Source organism: Speluncibacter jeojiensis (assembly GCF_029589495.1).
GTDB classification, from domain to species: Bacteria; Actinomycetota; Actinomycetes; order Mycobacteriales; family Mycobacteriaceae; genus Speluncibacter; species Speluncibacter jeojiensis.
Genome location: NZ_JAAIVF010000001.1, coordinates 1195183 through 1214286 on the forward strand (window position 1 = coordinate 1195183; position 19104 = coordinate 1214286).

A 19104-nucleotide genomic window follows, 5' to 3' on the forward strand; every position below is an offset into this window, starting at 1 on the left:
CGGAATCACCGCCAGAACTGCTCGGCTCCCTGCCGGTGGGCAGATCGGTGTGACGTACCGGTCAATACGTCGAGGCTACCCCGCCAGCGCGGACACCAACCGCGTCGACGAGGCCGAGCCCGCCCTGCGGCGGTCGCAGACGGGAGCCGGTTCACCATTGCGCCGGCCCGGCGAGCGCATAGTCGATGGCGTCGTCGGCATTCAACGCCTGACCTTCGCGGTGCGCCGCGTCGATGCTCGCCGGACCGAGCCGGCCGACGATCTGTTCGAAGTCGCGTTGGTGGACCGCGAGGTCGGGGAAGAACGCCGGGAGGCTGCCTACTTGGCGACGGCGCGCCTCGGCGGCGCCCATGATCACCGCGGCTCGCTGCGGAGAGGTGTCCGCATCGATCCAGGCCAATGCCTGCAGGCAGGCGAACGCCATCAGCGGATCGCCGGTGCGCCGGGTCAGCCGCAGCGCCGCTTTCACCAACTGCGTGGCACGCTCACGTTCTCCTGTACCCCACACGTCCATGCCGCCGGCCCACAACGCATACGTCCGATACACGTAGTCGCCGCGCATTCGCGCAAGGGCCAGCGCCCACTTGTGGTCGGCCAGTGCCTGCTCGTGGTGGCCGCGCAGGTGGCATGCCCATCCAAGGAACAGCGTCGACTCGATCTGCAACCGGGGCAGCCCGTGTGCACCGGCCGCATCGGCGGCCTCCTGCAGGCATGCCTGGGCTCGACTCGCATCGCCGCTGTACAGGGCGGCGAATCCCTCGGCGCAGGCCAGGAAGGCATGCGATGCAGGATCGACCGGGGCATCGAGGCGCCGGCCCCGCTCGACGCAGGACTGTGCCGCCACCACGTCCCCCTGAATCGCCGCCAGTACGCACAGGGCGTACAAGGCCCTGGCAGACAGCGCGCAGCGCTGGGGGCGCTGCTGAAGGGCACTGTCGAGCCAGCGCCGTCCCTTCTCGAGCAATCCGCAGGCAAGCCAGAACGGCCCCAGCCCGGCAGCGATTGCCAGCGCATCCTCGCCGGACTCGGTCAGGCCGTCCTCGAACGCTTCGCGCAGGTTCGGCAACTCCTGTCGCAGCCGCGCGATCCAGTCGATTTGCCGGGGACTGACCCAATCGGCCTCCGCGCCGAGCGCCAGGCGCGTGTACCAGTCGCGCCGACGCCTGCGCAGCTCCGCATACGCGCCGGTGCGCGCGACCTTGCCGCGGCCGTATGCGCGGACCGCGTCGAGCATCCTGAACCGGACCTCGCCGCGGGTTTCCTCCCGAATCAGGATCGATTTGTCCACCAGCGACGCCAGCGCATCGAGCAGAATTGGCGTGTCAATCCCGCACACGTGTTCCGCGGCATCGAGATCGAACCCGCCGGGAAACAGCGACAATTGGCCCCACACGCGCTGGTCGTCCGGCGTGCACAGGTCAAAGCTCCACCCGATCGACCACCACAGCGACCGCTGGCTGGCCAGCACGTCCCGGCCGCCGTGGGTGGCAAGCGCGGACAGGTCGGTCACCCGCGCCAGGATCTGCTCGGGCGAGAGCACCCGCAGCCGTGCCGCGGCCAGCTCGATCGCCAACGGCAGCCCCTCGAGCCGCCCGCAGATCTGCGTGATCGTCGAACTGTTGTCCGCGGTCAGCTCGAAGCCCGGCAGCACCGCGGCGGCCCGTTCGAGGAACAACGCGATCGCGTCGAATCGGGGCAGGCTGCGCAGTGAGACGTCTCCATCGGCAGGTGGTGTCGCCATCGGCGAGACCGGCACGACAGCTTCCCAGGTCACTTCGAGCGCTTCTCGGTTGGTGACCAGGATCTGCAGGTTCGGGCACCGCCGCAGCAACGCCCCCGCCAACTCGGCGACCGCGTCGATCACCTGCTCACAATTGTCGAGCACCAACAGCCCTGTGCGCCGAGACACCGCGGCGATCAGTTGCTCGCGCAGCGGTGTGCTCGTGCGGTCGCGAACACCCACGATGGCGGCGACCAGGTCGAGCACCGCGGCGGGGTCGCGCAATGCGCCGAGTTCGGCCAGCCACACCCCGTCTGGAAATGCCTGCGCCGCAGCCCCGGCCGCCCGCAGCGCAAGCCTGGTCTTGCCCACCCCGCCGATACCGGTCAATGTCACCAGCCGCGACGCATGCAGCGCATCACGCACCTCGGCCAGTTCGGTGCGGCGGCCGACGAAGCTCGTCCGGTCCGCAGGCAATGCTCCCCACGCCGGCAACGCCGTGAGCGGCCCCCGCACGGCACCCCCGCCGACACTGTCGACAGTCCCGGGTGAGATGTGGACGCGTTGCAACTGCGCGGCCAGCGCCGCCGCCGACGGGCGCGCCCGGGGATCGCGGGCCATCGCCCGCTCGATGACCGTGCACACCGGGTCCGGGACCCCCAGCACGCGCAGATCCGGCACCGGCTCACAGATGATGCGTAGAAACTGGGCAAGAACCCCCTCACCGCTGCGGCGTTCGAACGCCGCATGTCCGGCCAACGCGCAAAACAAGGTGGCGCCGAGCGCATAGACGTCCGAGGCGGCGGTCGCCGGGTCGCCGCCGAGTACCTCGGGGGCGGTGTACGCCGGCGAGCCGGCAACCTGTCCGGCGCCGGTGCGAAAGCCGCCAGAGATGTGCGCGACACCGAAATCCGTCAAGGCAGGCCGGCCGTAGTCGGTGAACAGGATGTTCGACGGCGTGACGTCGCGGTGGATGACCCCCAGCTGATGCGCCGCCTCCAGCGCGCCGGCCAGCGCCGCCCCCGACTCCGACACCTCCGCCGCCGGCAACGGCCCGTCGTCCTGGATACGCTGCTCAAGGCTCCCCCCACGGTAGTACTCCCTCACCAGCAACGGCCGTCCTGATTCGGTCTGGCCGACCTGTAGCACGGTGGCGATGTTGGGGTGCCCGGTCAGCCGGCCCATTGCACGCCACTCGCGCATGAACCGTGCGCGGTTCGGCCCATCCCATTCGGTGAGGACCTTGACCGCCACCGTGCGACCCAACTCGGTCTGGGTACAGCGGTATACCGCGCCGAGCCCACTGCGCCCGAGTTTCACAGCATCGGAGAACCCGGCCGCAGCCAACTCTGCAGCCATCCCCGACCGTACTGCCACCTGCGGATCACCCCCAGATCCTTGAGCGACTACAGGATCGCACATTTGGCGCCATCCATGCATGCCTGTTCGGCCTCAGCCGGCGTCAGGCGGCCAGTCGGCGCGCGAACCTCGGCTTGACGTTGATTCGGGTCAGGTCATGGTCGTAATAGTCGAGCAGCCGATGGTCCATCACCCGCCGCCACAACGGCGGAATGAACGCGCACCAGAACATCACCGCGTACCCGGCCGGCAGCTGCGGTGACACCTCGGACGTGCGCAACGTCTGGTAACGGCGCAGCGGGTTCGCGTGATGGTCACTGTGCCGCTGCAACTGGTAGAGGAACAGATTGCTGCACACATGATCGCTGTTCCAGCTGTCCCGGAACGACGTCTTGCGGTAGGTGCCGTCGGGTCGCCGCGCCCGTAGCAGCCCATAGTGCTCCAAGTAGTTCGCGGCCTCGAGCAGTGAGAACCCGAGTCCAGCCTGGACCATCAGGTACGGCGCGATCGACCAACCGAAGCCCGCGATCAGCACGGTGAACAGCACGACACTGAGCGCCCAGGCATTGAGGATGTTGTTGTGCCGGCCGATGATCCGCTGGCCTCGGCGGCGCAGTCGTCCGGACTCGATCCGCCACGCCGACCGAAGCGAGCCGATCACACTGCGCGGCAGGAAGAACCAGTAGGACTCGCCGTAGCGGGCGCTGGCCGGATCCTCGGGCGTCGCGACCCGAAGGTGGTGGCCGTGGTTGTGTTCCACATAGAAGTGGCCGTAAAAGGTTTGCGCCAACGCGATCTTGGACAGCCGCCGCTCCAGCTTGGTGCGCTTGTGCCCCAACTCGTGAGCGGCATTGATACCGATGCCCCCGACGACGCCGACGGTCGAGGCCAGCGCGAGGCGTTCGGGGATGCCCATCGGGGCGTGCACCCACAGAAAGCAGGCGAACACCAGGCCCGCGTATTGCAGCGGCAAGTACGCGTAGACGCAGTACCGGTAGTAGCGATCGTTCTCCAGCGCCTCGACCATCGCCTCGGGCGGGTTCGTCTTGTCCGCGCGGGTGAGCAGGTCGACCAGTGGCACCAGCACACCGATCACGATGGCCCCCGCGGCCCAGAACAGGCCGAGCCGGAATTCCCTCACCGCGCCCCATCCGAGGAATGGGCTCAACGGCGCGACCAGGCTCAACGGCCACAGATAACGTTTGTTGTCCCGCCATCGGGCGGGTGCGGATGACGCCATGGCGGTGCTCCCAGCCACGTATCGGCTACCCGACGCCCTCCTGAACATCGAAGGTACGCATCAGCCCAGATCACAGGCCCTCGATCGTCACCACCGCAAGCCCCCGGTTCCGCTTGCGTATGCCATGGTCAGGGTTACCGACCGAATCCATACTATCGCCGCCCAGCGGCCCCAGCGACCCATGAATCATGGCTCGAACCCGCTCCACTTGCGCCGGCCTGTGCCCCTCGGAATTGTGGTGTACCCCGGGAAAAACGGCGGTGATGCCGATGCCCCGGGGGTCCGCACCGGGACCTGGATACACCTACTCGATACCTACTCGATCCCACGGCGTCCGCCGCGCGGGATGGGCCGGCCGACCGTGGCCGGTCTCGGCCGTGCGGCGGGACCCCTCGACACGCTTTCGACCCGCCGCAACCTGGCGATCCTCGCCGAGCACAGGGGTGGACGGCCCGGCGAGGACTGCTCGGTGTCGTCAGTGGAGGAGACCAACGCACCGCGCAGTCCCACGGTACGAACGCACGCCTGGCTCAGTGAAGCGCAGGACAGGGATCCTGGCGCAATGTTGACACTTTCCCGGCGGCACCCCCGCCGGCCACAGGGGGAGGCCGGCGGGGGCTTCACGGTCCGCCCGGGGGGTGGCGGTTGCCGCACGGTGACGAGACTGCCGAGTCGCGGGGGGACGGCCCGGCGCTCGCCGCCCTGTCCGAGTTGTCGGGGGGCAACTTCGAGCAGGGTGCGGCGACCCTATACACGCGGCCGTCCCGCCGACGTGGCATTGTCCCGGTGACCGAGACCTGCCTCGCCGTCAGTCCGCGCTGCAGTGTTTTATCGCATGGGCACTGAACCGCACAGGAAGCGCCGCGTCCGCATTCACGCCGACGCTGACGCCGCCGCCGAGCACGTGAACAAGGCAGTCCATGAGCACTTTCCGATCTGGATGGATGGACCCGGAATAGCCGACGCGCTTGTGCACGTAGGCGTTTGAATCGCGCGTGCTACCTCAGTATCGGCGCCATCGCAGGTTCGATGACGAGGATCGGCCAAACCGACGTCGGACTTGTTCCGGAGGGACGGGCCGCACGCCCGCCTCGACCGGGCCTGGGCCCCGCTGATCCAATGCCGATGTGCGCGTTCGCGCGTGGCGTGGTCGTCAGCGCCGATCAGGTACGTGTTTTGTCCGAATCCACGTATCCCGTGGGTACTTTTCCCCTGGCTACAGGATTCCCCGTCGGCGAAGGTGTGATGCACATCGCAGCAGCAGAACCCGCAGGGGCATTTGATGAACAACAATCCCGCGGCCCGACCGACGGTCGGCCGCATCGACCGAATCGCCTGGCGCACAGCCACTGTCGATGACGGCGCCGTGTCGTACGGGGCGGTCGGCCGGGGTCGGCCGGTGGTGTTCGTGCACGGCTGGGGCTTCACGTCGAGGGCGTATCGGCCTGCGATCGAGCGGCTTGCCGAATCCGGTGTGCGGGTCTACGCGCCGACGCTGCCCGGCTTCGCCGGTACCACCGACCTCCCTCGAGGCCATCGGAGCCTTGCCGGATACGCGTCCTGGCTGGGCCGGTTCCTCGACGCGGCCGGGATCGACGAGCCGGTCACGTTGGTAGGGCACTCGTTCGGCGGCGGTGTCGCGATCCAAGCCGCGCACGATCTTCCCGACCGCGTTCGCACCCTGGTACTGGTCAACAGCATCGGCGGAGGTACCTGGTCATCCGACGGCGACGCCGTCGGCGACATCGCGGAACGCCCCTTGTGGGACTGGGGAATGGCCGGCCTCGCCGAAGCCTTCTCGAGTCGCCCGCACCCGGCTGCGATCGTCGGGCTCGCGAGAGACGCGGCAGCCAACGCAGTGTCGAACTTGTGCGCACTCTGGCAGTCCGCGCATCTGGCGCGCACCGCCGACCTGCGCCGTGAGCTGCGCGCACTCGCCGACCGGGACCTACCGGTGGTCGTGCTGTGGGGCCGAGGCGACGTCGTGATCCCCCAGGCCAGCCTGCGCACGCTACGCGACGCCTTACGAAACCCGTTGACGCTCACCGTGGATGGAAATCACGGTTGGCTGGTCGTCGACCCCGGCGCCTTCGGTGTCGCGATGGGCGCCGCGCTCGCGGCCGCCGCCGCGCGACAGCAGGCGGCCGCCTGAACACAGCAGACCGTTTCCCACCGGCAGGTCGACCGCCGACGTGTCGACACACGCTGCCTGCGGTAGTGGAGCTACCGCAGTCCGCCTTCAGTTTTGACAACTTCATCGCCCCACCTTCCGGGGCACCACCGGCCCGGCGCGTTCGCCACATCGCCCCGACGGGTCCGGATCAACGACAACCACATTCGGGGCGATGACGACAGACGCGGAAGCGCAGAAATGCGTGCCCCGTGGCGAGGAGTTCAGCGCGAACGCGGAAAGGAGAACCGACATGTTCACCACCCGTATGCGACACCGCACCGCAGCCAAGGCCGCAGGGTTCGCCGTCGCGGCCGCCGCCCTGGCCGCGATCCCCCTCGCCGCCGGCGGCAACACCCCTGCGCATGCATCGACCACCCACAATTGGGACGCAGTCGCACGATGCGAGAGCAGCGGCAACTGGGCGATCAACACCGGCAACGGCTTCTACGGCGGCCTGCAGTTCCTGCCAAGCACCTGGTACGAGTACGGCGGCACAGGCATGCCACAACACGCCTCCAAGGCGGAGCAGATCCGCGTCGCCGAGAACATCCTCGTCGGACAAGGCCCCGGCGCCTGGCCTGTCTGCGGCAAGTATCTGTACACCGCGCAGTGACCGCGACCGGGCCGCAGCCGTGACCCTGTGCCGGGGTGAGCGCCGCACGCGCTTGCCCCGGCACCACCGATGCCGATGGCCCGACGTTGCCCGTCAGGTTGCCCGGTGTGTCCGGGCGGCGTGCAGGAGTTCGGCGGGGTCGAGGTCGCCTGTGACGATGCGGTGAGCGATCTCGCTCAGGCGGCTGCTGTGTCGGCGGGCGTGACCGCGGAGCGCTTCGAAAGCCTGCTCCATGTCGAGGTTACCGGCGCTGGCGAGGACGCCCTTGGCCTGTTCGATGGTGATTCGGCTGTTCAGCGCGGTCTGCAACTGTTCGGTCAGGATCTCGCTGCGGGCGATTGCACGTTCTTGAAGGATCCCGATCGTGGCAGTGTCGGCCAGCGCCCGCGCAATGACCAGGTCCTCCGCAGTCAACGATCCGGGTTGGTTGCCGAACAAATTCAGGGCGCCGATGGTCTGTTTACGCAACCGCAGGGGCACCGCGTGTACGGAGGCGAAGCCCTCACGGTGCGCTTCGGAGGCGAATGAGGGCCACCGGACGGTCTGCGCCGCCAGATCGGCAACCAGGACGGGTTCACCGCTGCGGAAACACTCCAGGCACGGCCCCTGATTGCTTTGCAATTGAAACAGCTCGAGCAGGCGAGTGCGTTCACTCGAGGCGGCCAGCACCTGCAGTCCGCCGCGTTGATCGGCGAGCACCAGTCCCGCCGCGGCGACGTCGAGCAGTCCGACGCAATGTTGCACCAGTTGGTGCAACAGATCGGCGACGTCGTAGTCGTCGACGAGCGTGTCTGCCATCTCCACGAGCGCCCGGACCACTCGCGTTTCGCGGGTGTCTTCTGACATGGGTCCATCTCCACTGATTGGTCTGACGTGAATACCGTAACGCTGCGCGGCGGGCCGAACCCCAGCGTGGTTTCACCCGTCTGGATCAGGCAAAGGCGATCGTCCGGCGAGCACCTCACGGGCAACGGCATCGACGCTGCGCCCGGTGGCGAAAGCATGGGCCCGCAGTCGCGCCAATGCTTCTTTCGCAGGGATGTTGAGTTGATGGATCAGCATCCCGGTGGCCTGATGCACGGCGATTCCGTCGCGGGGCAGGGCGGCGAGCCACTCCCCCTCGACCTGCCTTCCCGGGCCCGGGTGCAGGGCCAACAGCGCGACTGCCGCGATGTCGACGACGCGCAGGGCGAGGGCCAGATCTGCCTCGGTGAGTGCGCCTGCGCGGCTGCGATACATCTGCAACGTGCCGATGTCGATCGCACCGGAGCGTATCGGGAAAGCAAATACCGCCCCCACCTCCAGTCCTGCGAGCTCGGAGGCGAACACGGGCCACGCGGCGGTAGAGGCGCGGGCCAGATCCGAGATGATCACCGCCCGGCCGGCAGTGAATGCCTCGACACAGGGGCCCTCTCCCAGGGTGAACTGGAGCGACGCGAGTCGATCACTGACCGCGTCGCTGGCGTACAGGGTTTCCGGACCATTCTTGCCGGTGACGGCGGAGATCGACGCGCCGTCGACGGGGAGAACCTCCACGCAGGCGCGACACACGCGCGCCACCGGAGCCAGGCCGCTCGAGTTGTCCCGGATGCCGTCGACCACCGCCGCCCACACAGCCGCGATCGCCTGCCCGTCATCGCCCGCCCGGCTCGTCACGCACACCACTGTCGGAACAGAGTGGCGGGATAGGTGCCGAACGGACAGCACATCGGGGCCTCGGGCCTGCCGACCATGTTCACCCACCTCACACCGGGAGAAAAACTCGTCTGCTCACACCGACGGCCGAACGCTACCCTTGATTTACGTCCCAGGCTGTCCCAGACCTCGGCAGTCGCCCACATACCTTTCACCGACAGAGGTAGGCGACATGCTCACCAGCCACTCTTCCCGATCTGGGCTGCACGCAAACCCGATGAGCACCCATGATCGCGCCGGGCCGTGGGTCGACACGGACGACCACGACCGAGTGTGGCGGGACTGCGAGGCAATTGCCCGAGCTGATGCGCTCGCCGCCATCACAGCGCGGGTGGTCGCTGAGGTACCGGGCGCCGATTACGCGGGCATCGTCGGCGGCGCCTACTTGGCCGACCGGCCGCGCGACGAACAACCCGATCACGTGCCGGTGGTGACACTCGATCAGCTGTACACGGCAACGCCCGACGGCCCAGGCCGCTCCGCGGTCCGCGAGCATCACTGCGAACGGATCACCGACCTACGCCGGGAGACCCGCTGGCCGGAGTTCGTCGCACAGGCGAGCACGCTCGGCGTGCGGTGCGCCCTGTGTTTGCCCTTCACGTGTCCCAGCGCAGGCCACGGGGTGCTCAACGTCTACGGCTCCGCGGCCGGCGGGTTCGACGCCAACGCCGAAAACGTCCTCTCGAAGTTCGCCGCCCAAGCCGAGGCGGTGCTGTCGCAGCAAGGCAGCGGATCCGCGGTGCCCGGTCGCGCAGAAAGTCCGGCGGTCGCGCCACGGCCGACTCACCACGGTGTCCACACCGATGACCGGCAAGCCGTTGAAGACGAAGGTCGGTCCGCCGAGATCGCCGCGGCGGCGATCCGCGATCACCTGCCCGAACCCGACGCCCGTACCGAACGGCTCTACCCCCGTGATCGCACATCCCATCGATGTGGCCAGAACCTGGAACTGGCCTGCACCCGCACCAGCTCGTCGTTGATTCTTCACGTGACCGGCGAAGTCGACCTCGCGAACGCTTCCGAGTTGTCCGCGACCCTGCACAACATTGCGCTGGGCTGCGGTGATCGAAGGATCACACTCGACCTGACCGGCGCCGGGTTCATCAGCGTCTCCGGATTCGAAGCACTGCACTCGGTCGCCCAACGGTGCGGCGAGGATGATCCCTCGATCACCCTTGTGGCCACCGCCGAGGTGATCCGGTTGCTGCGGCTGCTGGGCATGGACTCGGAATTCGTCTGCCACACCGCAGTCCGGGAGTAGACTGCCGACGATTCGAGCAAGATCGCTCACGCGGTTGTGCCGCCGATTCCTATGTGAGAGCCGCGGATCGGCGCAGCCGATGTCACTGCAGTTGGGGCGGAAGGGGTCGGGGTCCGATGGATGATGTGTGGGCGCTCACGGAGGTTCTGACCGGGTTTACCACGGTGCTGGTCGCCTCTCCCACAACCGACCGTGTACTCGAGGAGTTGACTGCGTCGGTGACCGGTCTGCTGTCCCTGGCGGGGAGCGGCGTCAGTGTGCTGGCCGATGGACGTCTTCGCCACATCGCTACGTCCCCTGGCCCCGCGGCCGAACTCGAACAATGCCAGGAGCAATGGCAGCAAGGGCCCGGTTGTGATGCCACCGCGAGCGGCGAGACCGTCTGCTGCGCTGACGTCCGTGAACAGCACGTGCGGTGGCCGTCCTATGCCGCACGCGCCGAGACGATCGGGATCGCCGGAGCCGCAAGCGTTTCGATGAATCTGGATGACGAAACGGTCGGTGCGCTCTGCCTCTATGCAGCCGAGCCGCGAACGTGGTCCGGTGACGAGCTGGGGGCCGCGAAGGTGTTCGCCAACATCGCGGCCTTCTACCTGATCACCGCCTCGAAACTCGAACAGCAACAACGGCTTTCCACACAGCTGCGACACGCATTGGATTCACGGATCGTCATCGAGCAGGCCAAGGGCATCATCGCGGCCGAAAGACACACAAGCATCGATGAGGCGTTCACACTGATGCGCGGGCACGCTCGCAGCCGCAGTCGCAGTATTCAGGAGATCGCGGGCGCAATTGTCGAGGGCGTGTTTCGCCCCTGACGTCCTCGGCATTGAGCAGCGCAACACCGCCCATCCGCGTCGGGACGATGTGGCTGCCATGCCCCGAAGGTGACGGTGAGCCGGCAGCGTTTGAGGTGGCCGGCGCGAATCCCTGTTCCAGGCGTTTACTGCCGTGGGCGCTCCGCGGGTGGTGGTGTGGGCCGGTCGGCGAACATGGCCGCGAGGTGGGTCTTGATCTCGGCTGTGCTCATCGAACCGCCCGATGCGGGGCGAACGGTGTGGATCGTGGTGCTCACGTAGGCGCAATCCCATCTGAAAGTTGTTGAAGCCGTTGGCTGCAAACACCGCAAGGCGCCCGCAGTCCGAGTCGGCGCCACCGCAGCGCTGGCGCCGGGTCAGATCATGAGTGCGGCCGCACCGACGCAGGCGAGTACGGTCACGGCGAGCAGCCCGCCCAGAGCGACCGATCCGGTGACCGCCGCCGCCGTGGTGAACACGACGGCGGCGGCGCCGACCGCGACGACCGGAACCGGGGGCAACGCTTTTGGCGTCCGGTCGCGGGCCGTTCTGCGGCGGCGACTGAGAGGGGTCAAGGGCGTGGTCGTCGAGTCCGTGGTCATAGCCCGACAGCCAGTTCGAGGGTGCCGAGTTCCTCGTCGAGATGGCCCGGAAGCGTGTGGATGTTCGGTACCGCACTGCGGCAACCGGTGAGCCCGAACGTGATCTGATCGCCGGTGCTGGTGCAGGTGATGTTCAGGGCCTGTCCGTCGACCGGGATCGACAACGGATACAGCGTCTCGAGACGATAGCCGTTCCAATACAGCGGTTCGCTCGGTCCGGGCACGTTGGAGATCATCACGTTCGGCGCCCGGAGCAGCTTACGGGTGCCGCCGGCAAGCATACCGAGCGCGAGCGGCGCCGCGCCGAGGGCGCTCATCGCAAGGACCTGCGGTCCGCTGCGCGCGGACAACGCCGCCTTGCCCTCGCGCATCCGTGTGCGCACCGATGCGAGGCGCTGCGCCGCGTCGTCGACGTGGGTGGCCAACTCGCACACCAACGATCCGATCTTGTTGCCGGTATCGGGATCTGTGCGGTCGGAGCGCAGACAGACTGGCACCATCGCCACCAGTGACCGCTCCGGCAGGGCGCCGAGCGCGTCGAGGTAGCGGCGCAGCGCGCCCGAACACATCGCCATCACCACGTCGTTGATCGTCGCGTCGGCGTGCTTGGCAACCAAACGGAGCCGCTCGACCGGCCAGGACCGGGCCGCGAACCCACGACCGGAACGGACCGGCACATTGAACACACTCGCCGGCGAAGAGAACGACAACGTGCCGCCTCGACCGTGCAACGCCCGGTCCACCGTCCCGGCCACGGCCGCCACCATCCCCGCCGCCTCGATGCCGGCGTCCCGAACGGCGCCGAACACGGCGCCGGGCAGGCCCGGCAGGTCCGCCCCCTGGCCGGACCTGCCGGCGACCATTTCGGCCGATGTGTCCGGGCGCTGATCGAGCGCAGGTTCCCACGGCGCCGGCATGCCGCGCAGGTCCGGATCGGTCGACAAAGCGCCCCGCAACAACCCCATCGCGCCGACCCCGTCGGCGAGGGCGTGATGGATCTTGAAATACACCGCCCACCGACCACCCGCGAGCCCTTCGATCAGGTGCAGTTCCCAGGGTGGTCGGCCCAGGTCGAGCGGGCTCGAGTGCAGCCACGACACCAGCCCCATCAGTTCGTCGGTGCCACCCGGGGACGGCACCGCGCTGCGGTGCACGTGATAGTCCAGGTCCGCCTGGACGCCGTGGTCCCAGCCCCACTGGCCGAGCGTGGTCACCGACCGGCGGGCCCGCTTGCCGAAGACCGGAGCCACCCGGTCGCGCTCGACCGCGGCCGCGAACAGCGCCATCGCCTCGTCCGGATCGGCGTCACCGGGGGGATCGAACACGGCCAACCCCCCGACATGCATCGGGCGGTGGGCCGCCTCGGCCAGCAGAAACATCGAGTCGCGTGGCGACATCGGGAACAGCACTGAGTAATCTCCGATCCTCTTCGGATACACACCAGCAACAGTCCCGGGGGCCGGGGGACCGATTGACATCGATGCGCGCACTTTGACCCAGCGGCGCGGATCGAGCCGTGAAACGTCACAAAACCGTGACGACTGCCATGTCTAGCACCACATACGTGACCCCTGCCACTATACGACCGTCCAGTCCTGGTCAGAGCCCCATCACGTTTGGCGCCAACCACATACCGGGTAGTCCACGCGCGACTTGCCCTCGCCCGAGAAAGCGGAACTTCCTTTCGCTCAGTAGTTTTGACCGTCGGCAAGCCCGCAAGGAGCCGGAGCAACTGCGCGGCCATCACTCCTGCCGGTGCGCTTCAGTTCTGTGTGATTGCGCCGCCCGCGGCGCGGCGAAGGGTCACACTGGGGCGGCGTGCCTGTCGATGAGACGCCCTGGTCTTTGCCGCCACCCTGACCGAACTCGAAGCCGACCACATCCGGCCGCCCGACAGCCTGTTCGAAAACGGCTACACATGAGCCCCGGACAGAGAACGGCCGCGCCCCGGGTCGCGGCCGGTGCGCCGCATCAGGTTCGTGCGCAGTGCGGACGGGTACTCCTCCGGGGCACCTCTACGACAAAGGAAATCCCATGTCCGCACCTGTCGATCCAACCCCCGACTGGGACACGCTCGCCGCCGGAACCAGCCTCACCGGAGAGCAACTCCGCCGCTACGCACAAGGAAACATTGACGCCGACCTACGCCTGGCCGCACAGAACCTCCGCCTGCCACCACCAACTGTGAAGCAGGGACCTCCTCCTACCCCAGCCCCGCATACACCCGCGGAATCGCCTTCTCGACCCGCGCGGAGAAGCGCGTGAATGCGCTGGCGTGCACCGGCTCTCCGGACTTGCGGCCGTTGCGCTTCCAGGTGCCGACCACTTGGCCGCCGTCGACCACCGTCGGGAAGAACATGCCGTTGCCACCGGGACACAGCAACTCGGAGAACCGCGGATCGACGGCCGCGGACCGGTCCCGGTAGCCGAGGATGAACTCGTCGAATCCCGGCAGCAGGTGCACCGCACGCGCGTCGTTCCGGTGCTCGCCGAGCAGTTCGGGCGTGCGCGGGTCCATGTAGTACTCGACCCCGTCGACCTCGATCCGCGCCAACTGGTCGATCACCTGAGCGAGGCCTGCCTTGGCCTGCCGCACAGTGAGTTTCGTCCACCAACCGAAATCCTTGAGGGTGGCCGGACCGTGACTGCGGAAGTAACGCAGCACCCACTCGCCGAGCGCCTCTTCCTCGGACAGGACACGTGGAGCCGGCACCCATTCGTCGAGCAATACCACCTGCTGCCGGCCGTCACGGACCGGCCCGAGACAGACCGCTCCGGTCAGCGAGAGCGTCCAGATCAGATGGCGTCCGCGCTGGTCCGCCGTGGCGATGCCTGCCCGTTCCCACACGTCCATCAGGTCGCGCTGGTCGAGCCGTCCGCCGCCTGCGAGCGCGCCGACTGCGACGTCACGCGCATGGTTCACCGCGGCCTCGTCGATGCCCAGCCCGCGGTGCCGCGCGGCCGCGCCGGACAGGGTGCGCGGACCGGTCAGGGCCAGCATCCATGGCAGGTCCTCGGCGAGCACGAAGTGCAGGGTGCCGCGCATCGGCCACGACCGCACGACCTCACCGGAATCGAGCGCGGCGAGCACCGACTCCCGCCCCGGACCGGCGGTGCGCAGCGCGACCGAGGTCAGCGCCCCCGGATAGTCCTGTGCCTGCATCGCCGTCAGCCACCGCACGGCCTCGGTCGCCGTCGCGGCCCCCGGTCCGGCAATCTTCTGCGCGACCATGCGCAGCAGGGCCAACTCACCAGGCGTCGTCATGACCCGAATCTATCCGCCGACGCCGACAGGTGTCGCGGCCGTCACAGCCTCGGTAGGCCCACTTCAAGACGACCGTACGGTATTCTTGTGATCGCCTTGGTGTCGCGGCTCATCGCTGACGCCAATACGTCGTGGAATGCTCCCCGCCTCATCGTCACCGGGCCGCCGTGCCCGGTTCCCGATGGCCGGCGACCGTGCCGAGCACAAGCTCTTCTCGCGGCGATCGATCTTGCCCACCGGCAATATCGCCACCTTGTGCCGCACGCGTGGAACCGCTGCGGTGCAACCGATGCCCGAAAGGCACCAGTTCATGAGCGCCACCGCACCCAGTGCGACCACCACCTTCGCCGATCTCGGCGTCCCCGCGCCGATCGTCGACGCCCTCGACGCGCGCGGCATCACCAGCGCCTTCCCGATCCAGGCCGACACCCTGCCCGACACGCTCGCGGGACGCGACGTCCTCGGCCGCGGCAAGACCGGCAGCGGCAAGACCCTGGCGTTCTCGATTCCCTTGGCCGCCAGGCTCGCCGGATCCGGCCACACCCGTAAGCCGTCGCGCCCGCGCGGCCTGGTCCTCGCCCCCACCCGCGAGCTGGCCACCCAGATCACCGCGACCCTGGAGCCGCTGGCGGCCGCCCACGGGCTGAAGGTCACCACGATCTTCGGCGGCGTCGCGCAGAACCGCCAGGTGTCGGCGCTCAAGTCGGGTATCGACATCGTCGTCGGTTGCCCCGGCCGGCTCGAGGACCTGATGAAGCAGCGCCTGCTGCACCTGGACGCGGTGGAGATCACCGTGCTCGACGAGGCCGACCACATGGCCGACCTCGGATTCCTGCCCGGCGTGACCCGCATCCTGGCCGCCACGCCCGCGGACGGTCAGCGGCTGCTGTTCTCCGCCACGCTCGACAACGGCGTCGACAAGCTGGTCAAGCGGTTCCTGCACAACCCGGTGCTGCACTCGGTCGACGAGGCGAACTCGCCGGTCGCGGCGATGACCCACCACATCTTCGACGTGACCGGTGCCGACGCCAAGAAGGCGCTGGTGCACAAGCTCGCCTCGGGCACCGGCCGCCGGATCCTGTTCATGCGCACCAAGCATCAGGCCCGCAAGCTCGCCAAGCAGCTGACCGATGCCGGCATCCCCGCCGTCGACCTGCACGGCAACCTGTCGCAGAACGCCCGCGACCGCAACCTGGCCGCGTTCACCGAGGGCTCCGCCCGGGTGCTGGTGGCCACCGACATCGCGGCGCGCGGCGTGCACGTCGACGAGGTCGAACTGGTCGTGCACGTCGACCCGCCGGCCGAGCACAAGGCCTACCTGCACCGCTCCGGCCGCACGGCCCGCGCCGGCAGCACCGGCGATGTGGTGACGCTGGTGCTCCCGGACCAGCGCAGGGACCTGGCCGTGCTGCTACGCAAGGCCGGCATCAAGGCCACCCCGCAGCAGGTGACCGCGGACTCCGCGCCGGTGACGGCGCTGGTCGGCGAGGTCGCCCCGTACGTCGCCCCGGCACCCAAGCAGGCCCCGGCGCAGCCGTCGGGCGCCGCGCATGGGACCTCCCGGCCCCGCCGGCGCACCGGCACCCGCGGCGGCGGCCAGGGCGGCCAGCAGGGCAACGGCTCGCGCGGCGGCCAGGGCGGCCAGAGCAGCCACCGTGGCCAAGGCGGTCAGGGCGGCCAGCGTTCTCAGTCCGGCCAGCGCACGCAGGGCGGTCAGCGTTCCCAGGGCGGCCAGCGCGACCACGCCGGCCAGGGCGGTCAGCAGCAGGCGAACGGCGGTGCGCGGCGTCGCCGTCGTCCCGCCGCCGCACGCACCGCCGGCTGATCCACCGCACACCAGACGCGAAAGGGGCGCCCTCCACTGCGGAGGGCGCCCCTTTCGCGTCGGTCGGGTTCAGCCGATCAGTCTGCCCACTGGTTCCAGGGCATGCTGAAGTCGGTCAGCCCGTCGAGGCCGTGGCGCTCGCCGGTGCTGTTCTTGACGATCACCGGGTCGCCGGTGCGGGTGTTCTCGTAGAACCACTGTGCGTTCGGGATGCTCACGTTCAGGCAGCCGTGGCTGGTGTCGGTGTTGCCCTGCGCCCACACCGACCACGGGGCGCCGTGCACGAAGATGCCGTCGTTCGACATCCGGGTCGCGTACTTGACGTCGATGCGGTAGCCCTGCGGCGAGTCCACCGGGACGCCGTACGTAGACGAGTCCATGGTCATGTCGGCGTAGCGGTCGGCCAGCGTGTAGATGCCGTTGGGCGTCTCGTGGCCGGGCTTGCCCATCGAGGTCGGCATGGTCTTGATGACCTGCCCGTTGCGGGTGATCGTCATCATGTGGGTGGCGTCGTCGGCGGTCGTGACCACGGCGTCGCCGGTGCTGAACGTGTTGTGGGTGTCACCCGCGTCGACGGTGATCTTGGTGTTCGCCGGCCACAGGTTCTGCGGGCGCCAGCGCACCTGCCTGTCGCTGAACCAGTGGAACGCGCCGTCGATCTTCGGGGCAGTGGTGATCTTGATGAACTTCTCGGCGGTCGCGTGGTCGGTGACCGGCTCGTTGAAGTTGATGATGACCGGCTGGGCGACGCCGACGACCGCACCCTCGGAGGGGGTGACGCGCGGCGCCGAGAAGTTCGGCTTCGCCGGCGGCGCCGGCTTCAGGCCGGGGATGCCGGGCACGGCCGGCAGCTGGACGGCGGGCGCTCCCGGGACGTCGGGGCCACCGGGCCACAGCGGTGCGGCTACGGCGGCCGTGGAGAGCATGAGCGCGGCCGCAGCCCCGACGGCGGCGGTCGTCGCCAGCATGCTGGACTTGCGGAACTTCATGACGAACCTCAACTCTGCTGGACGTGAGGGACCAGCATGACAGCGCGAACACCGCATCGCGCCGTGAGGTCAGGCAAATGTGATCGGCGTTACGCCAGGTCACGCACCTGCGCCGACCGCCTTTTCCAGCTCGGCCAACGTGTTCTCCAGGTGCAGCAGGATCCGCTGCAGGTGCGGCACCCGGGTCCGGCAGCCCACCACCCCGAAATCGAGCGAGTCCCCGTTGCTGGCCAGCGTGATGTTCAGTGCCTGCCCGTCCATCGCGATCGACATCGGATAGATGCCGTCGAGCCGGGCGCCGTTCCAGTACATCGTCTCGCGCGGCCCGGGCACGTTGGAGATGACGACGTTGAACGGCGGACGGGTGTGGTCGACAAACCCCGGCAGCGGCGAGAGCCCGAGCGGTGCGACGGTCAGCGCCGCGATCACCAGCGACTGCAGCGGGGTCATCTCGGAGATGACCGCCTTGGCCTGGCTCATCGAGTTGCGGATGACCGCCAGCCGGGCCAGCGGATCGACCAGGTGCGTGCCGAGGTTGCACAGCACGCTGCTGACCGCGTTGCCGCCGATCTCCTCTCGCTCGGTCAACGCCCGCATCGACACCGGCACCATCGCGATCAGCGGCGCGTCCGGCAGCGCGCCGCGTTCGAGCAAATAGCGGCGCAGCGCGCCCGAGCACATCGCCAGCACGACGTCGTTGAGCGTCGCCCCGGTGGCCGCCCGCACGGCCTTGAGTCGGTCGTAGGACCACGACTGCGCCGCGAACCGACGAGCGCCGCCGATCGAGACGTTGAACATGGTGCGCGGCGCGGACATCGGCAGCACCAGCCCGTCCTCGCGCAGGGCGCTGCCCGCAACCCGCAGCGTCGCCGGCGCCAGGCCCGCCACCTCGCCGAGCAGCCGGGCGCCCGCACCGAGCAGCGGCAGCGGGTTGAGCCCGAGCAGGCTCGGCCCGGGGTCGCGGCGCACCCGACGGTCCAGCCCCCACGGCGCCGGGCAGTCCCGGGCCGCGGGATCGGTGCTCAGCGACCGCTGCAACGTCCGCAGCGCCGACACCCCGTCGAGCATCGCGTGGTGGATCTTGGTGTAGACCGCGACGCGCCCGTCCTCGAGCCCCTCGATGACGTGCATCTCCCACAGTGGCCGGTGCCGGTCGAGCAGCGAACCGTGCAGCCGGGACACCATCTCGAGCAGTTCGCGGATCCGTCCCGGGGCGGGCAGCGCGGACCGTCGTACGTGGTATTCGAGGTCGAGTTCGGTGTCCTGCGCCCAGGTGAGGTTCCCGAGGCTGCTCACCGGCCGGCCGGGGCGTTTGCGGAACAGCGGGTTGACCCCGGTCTGTGTCATCAGCCGGTCGTAGACCTCACGGGCGAAATCCGGTCCGGCACCGGGCGGCGGCGCGAAGAGCTCCAGCCCGCCCACGTGCATCGGATGCTCACGCGACTCCGCCAGCAAGAAGATCGAGTCCGTCACCGGCATCAGCGCCACGCCTGAATCCTTCCCCAGATCCCTACGATTCGGTAACAGTGTGGCAGACCGGCCCGATGAACATGGCACGCTCGTAC

At 68.7% G+C, this 19104-nt stretch carries 13 protein-coding genes and 1 pseudogene; 5 read left to right on the forward strand and 9 right to left on the reverse strand.

Annotated elements, in window-relative coordinates; all coding sequences use genetic code 11:
• Positions 1 to 151 precede the first annotated feature (151 nt).
• The gene (locus tag G4X40_RS05195; protein WP_277830613.1) at positions 152 to 3097 is read right to left on the reverse strand and encodes a protein kinase domain-containing protein; all 2946 of its coding nucleotides are present in this window, start codon (positions 3095 to 3097) and stop codon (positions 152 to 154) included.
• Positions 3098 to 3182: 85 nt separating this feature from the next.
• Positions 3183 to 4319, reverse strand: a complete 1137-nt coding sequence (locus G4X40_RS05200) for an alkane 1-monooxygenase (RefSeq protein ID WP_277830615.1) — start codon at positions 4317 to 4319, stop codon at positions 3183 to 3185.
• 1282 nt (positions 4320 to 5601) lie between these two features.
• On the opposite strand from G4X40_RS05200, the gene G4X40_RS05205 reads away from it, so the two are divergent.
• Positions 5602 to 6471, forward strand: coding sequence for an alpha/beta fold hydrolase (locus G4X40_RS05205; RefSeq protein WP_277830617.1), 870 nt, complete (start codon positions 5602 to 5604; stop codon positions 6469 to 6471).
• 286 nt (positions 6472 to 6757) lie between these two features.
• Positions 6758 to 7090: pseudogene (locus G4X40_RS05210) on the forward strand (transglycosylase family protein); the annotation flags it as partial.
• Between the two features lie 108 nt (positions 7091 to 7198).
• Here G4X40_RS05210 and G4X40_RS05215 read toward each other — a convergent pair.
• On the reverse strand, positions 7199 to 7903 hold the full coding sequence (locus G4X40_RS05215; protein ID WP_277830619.1) for a GAF and ANTAR domain-containing protein: 705 nt from the start codon (positions 7901 to 7903) through the stop codon (positions 7199 to 7201).
• Between the two features lie 120 nt (positions 7904 to 8023).
• A complete protein-coding gene (locus G4X40_RS05220) occupies positions 8024 to 8761 on the reverse strand; it encodes a GAF and ANTAR domain-containing protein (RefSeq protein WP_277830621.1) in 738 nt (245 codons plus the stop codon).
• Positions 8762 to 9017: 256 nt separating this feature from the next.
• Between G4X40_RS05220 and G4X40_RS05225 the strand changes: the two genes are divergently transcribed.
• Positions 9018 to 10061 carry an STAS domain-containing protein gene (locus G4X40_RS05225; RefSeq protein WP_277830623.1) on the forward strand — a complete coding sequence of 348 codons (1044 nt, stop codon included), beginning with the start codon at positions 9018 to 9020 and terminating at the stop codon, positions 10059 to 10061.
• Between the two features lie 116 nt (positions 10062 to 10177).
• Positions 10178 to 10879, forward strand: coding sequence for a GAF and ANTAR domain-containing protein (locus G4X40_RS05230; RefSeq protein WP_277830624.1), 702 nt, complete (start codon positions 10178 to 10180; stop codon positions 10877 to 10879).
• Positions 10880 to 11235: 356 nt separating this feature from the next.
• Here G4X40_RS05230 and G4X40_RS05235 read toward each other — a convergent pair whose 3' ends face one another.
• The 3 genes from G4X40_RS05235 to G4X40_RS05245 form a co-directional block, all read right to left on the reverse strand.
• A complete protein-coding gene (locus G4X40_RS05235; protein ID WP_277830626.1) occupies positions 11236 to 11379 on the reverse strand; it encodes a hypothetical protein in 144 nt (47 codons plus the stop codon).
• A gap of 77 nt (positions 11380 to 11456) precedes the next feature.
• Positions 11457 to 12869 carry a WS/DGAT/MGAT family O-acyltransferase gene (locus G4X40_RS05240; RefSeq protein WP_277830629.1) on the reverse strand — a complete coding sequence of 471 codons (1413 nt, stop codon included), beginning with the start codon at positions 12867 to 12869 and terminating at the stop codon, positions 11457 to 11459.
• 794 nt (positions 12870 to 13663) lie between these two features.
• Positions 13664 to 14725: a winged helix DNA-binding domain-containing protein gene (locus G4X40_RS05245; protein ID WP_277830631.1), complete on the reverse strand. Its 1062-nt coding sequence runs from the start codon at positions 14723 to 14725 to the stop codon at positions 13664 to 13666.
• A gap of 310 nt (positions 14726 to 15035) precedes the next feature.
• On the opposite strand from G4X40_RS05245, the gene G4X40_RS05250 reads away from it, so the two are divergent.
• Positions 15036 to 16550 carry a DEAD/DEAH box helicase gene (locus tag G4X40_RS05250; protein ID WP_277830633.1) on the forward strand — a complete coding sequence of 505 codons (1515 nt, stop codon included), beginning with the start codon at positions 15036 to 15038 and terminating at the stop codon, positions 16548 to 16550.
• A 77-nt stretch (positions 16551 to 16627) separates the two neighbouring features.
• Here the strand turns inward: G4X40_RS05250 and G4X40_RS05255 are convergent, their stop codons facing one another.
• Together G4X40_RS05255 and G4X40_RS05260 are read right to left on the reverse strand one after the other, a co-directional pair.
• On the reverse strand, positions 16628 to 17539 hold the full coding sequence (locus G4X40_RS05255) for an Ig-like domain-containing protein (RefSeq protein WP_408642117.1): 912 nt from the start codon (positions 17537 to 17539) through the stop codon (positions 16628 to 16630).
• A gap of 99 nt (positions 17540 to 17638) precedes the next feature.
• Positions 17639 to 19027, reverse strand: a complete 1389-nt coding sequence (locus G4X40_RS05260; protein ID WP_277830635.1) for a WS/DGAT/MGAT family O-acyltransferase — start codon at positions 19025 to 19027, stop codon at positions 17639 to 17641.
• Between the last annotated feature and the right edge of the window lie 77 nt (positions 19028 to 19104).

What these genes read in the sequence shown, in the direction of transcription:
- G4X40_RS05200 (WP_277830615.1), bottom strand. Translation starts at nt 4,319, where the DNA reads ATGGCGTCATCCGCACCCGCCCGATGGCGGGACAACAAACGTTATCTG.
- G4X40_RS05205 (WP_277830617.1), top strand. Translation starts at nt 5,602, where the DNA reads ATGAACAACAATCCCGCGGCCCGACCGACGGTCGGCCGCATCGACCGA.
- G4X40_RS05215 (WP_277830619.1), bottom strand. Translation starts at nt 7,903, where the DNA reads ATGGCAGACACGCTCGTCGACGACTACGACGTCGCCGATCTGTTGCAC.
- G4X40_RS05225 (WP_277830623.1), top strand. Translation starts at nt 9,018, where the DNA reads ATGAGCACCCATGATCGCGCCGGGCCGTGGGTCGACACGGACGACCAC.
- G4X40_RS05230 (WP_277830624.1), top strand. Translation starts at nt 10,178, where the DNA reads ATGGATGATGTGTGGGCGCTCACGGAGGTTCTGACCGGGTTTACCACG.
- G4X40_RS05245 (WP_277830631.1), bottom strand. Translation starts at nt 14,725, where the DNA reads ATGACGACGCCTGGTGAGTTGGCCCTGCTGCGCATGGTCGCGCAGAAG.
- G4X40_RS05250 (WP_277830633.1), top strand. Translation starts at nt 15,036, where the DNA reads ATGAGCGCCACCGCACCCAGTGCGACCACCACCTTCGCCGATCTCGGC.
- G4X40_RS05255 (WP_408642117.1), bottom strand. Translation starts at nt 17,539, where the DNA reads ATGAAGTTCCGCAAGTCCAGCATGCTGGCGACGACCGCCGCCGTCGGG.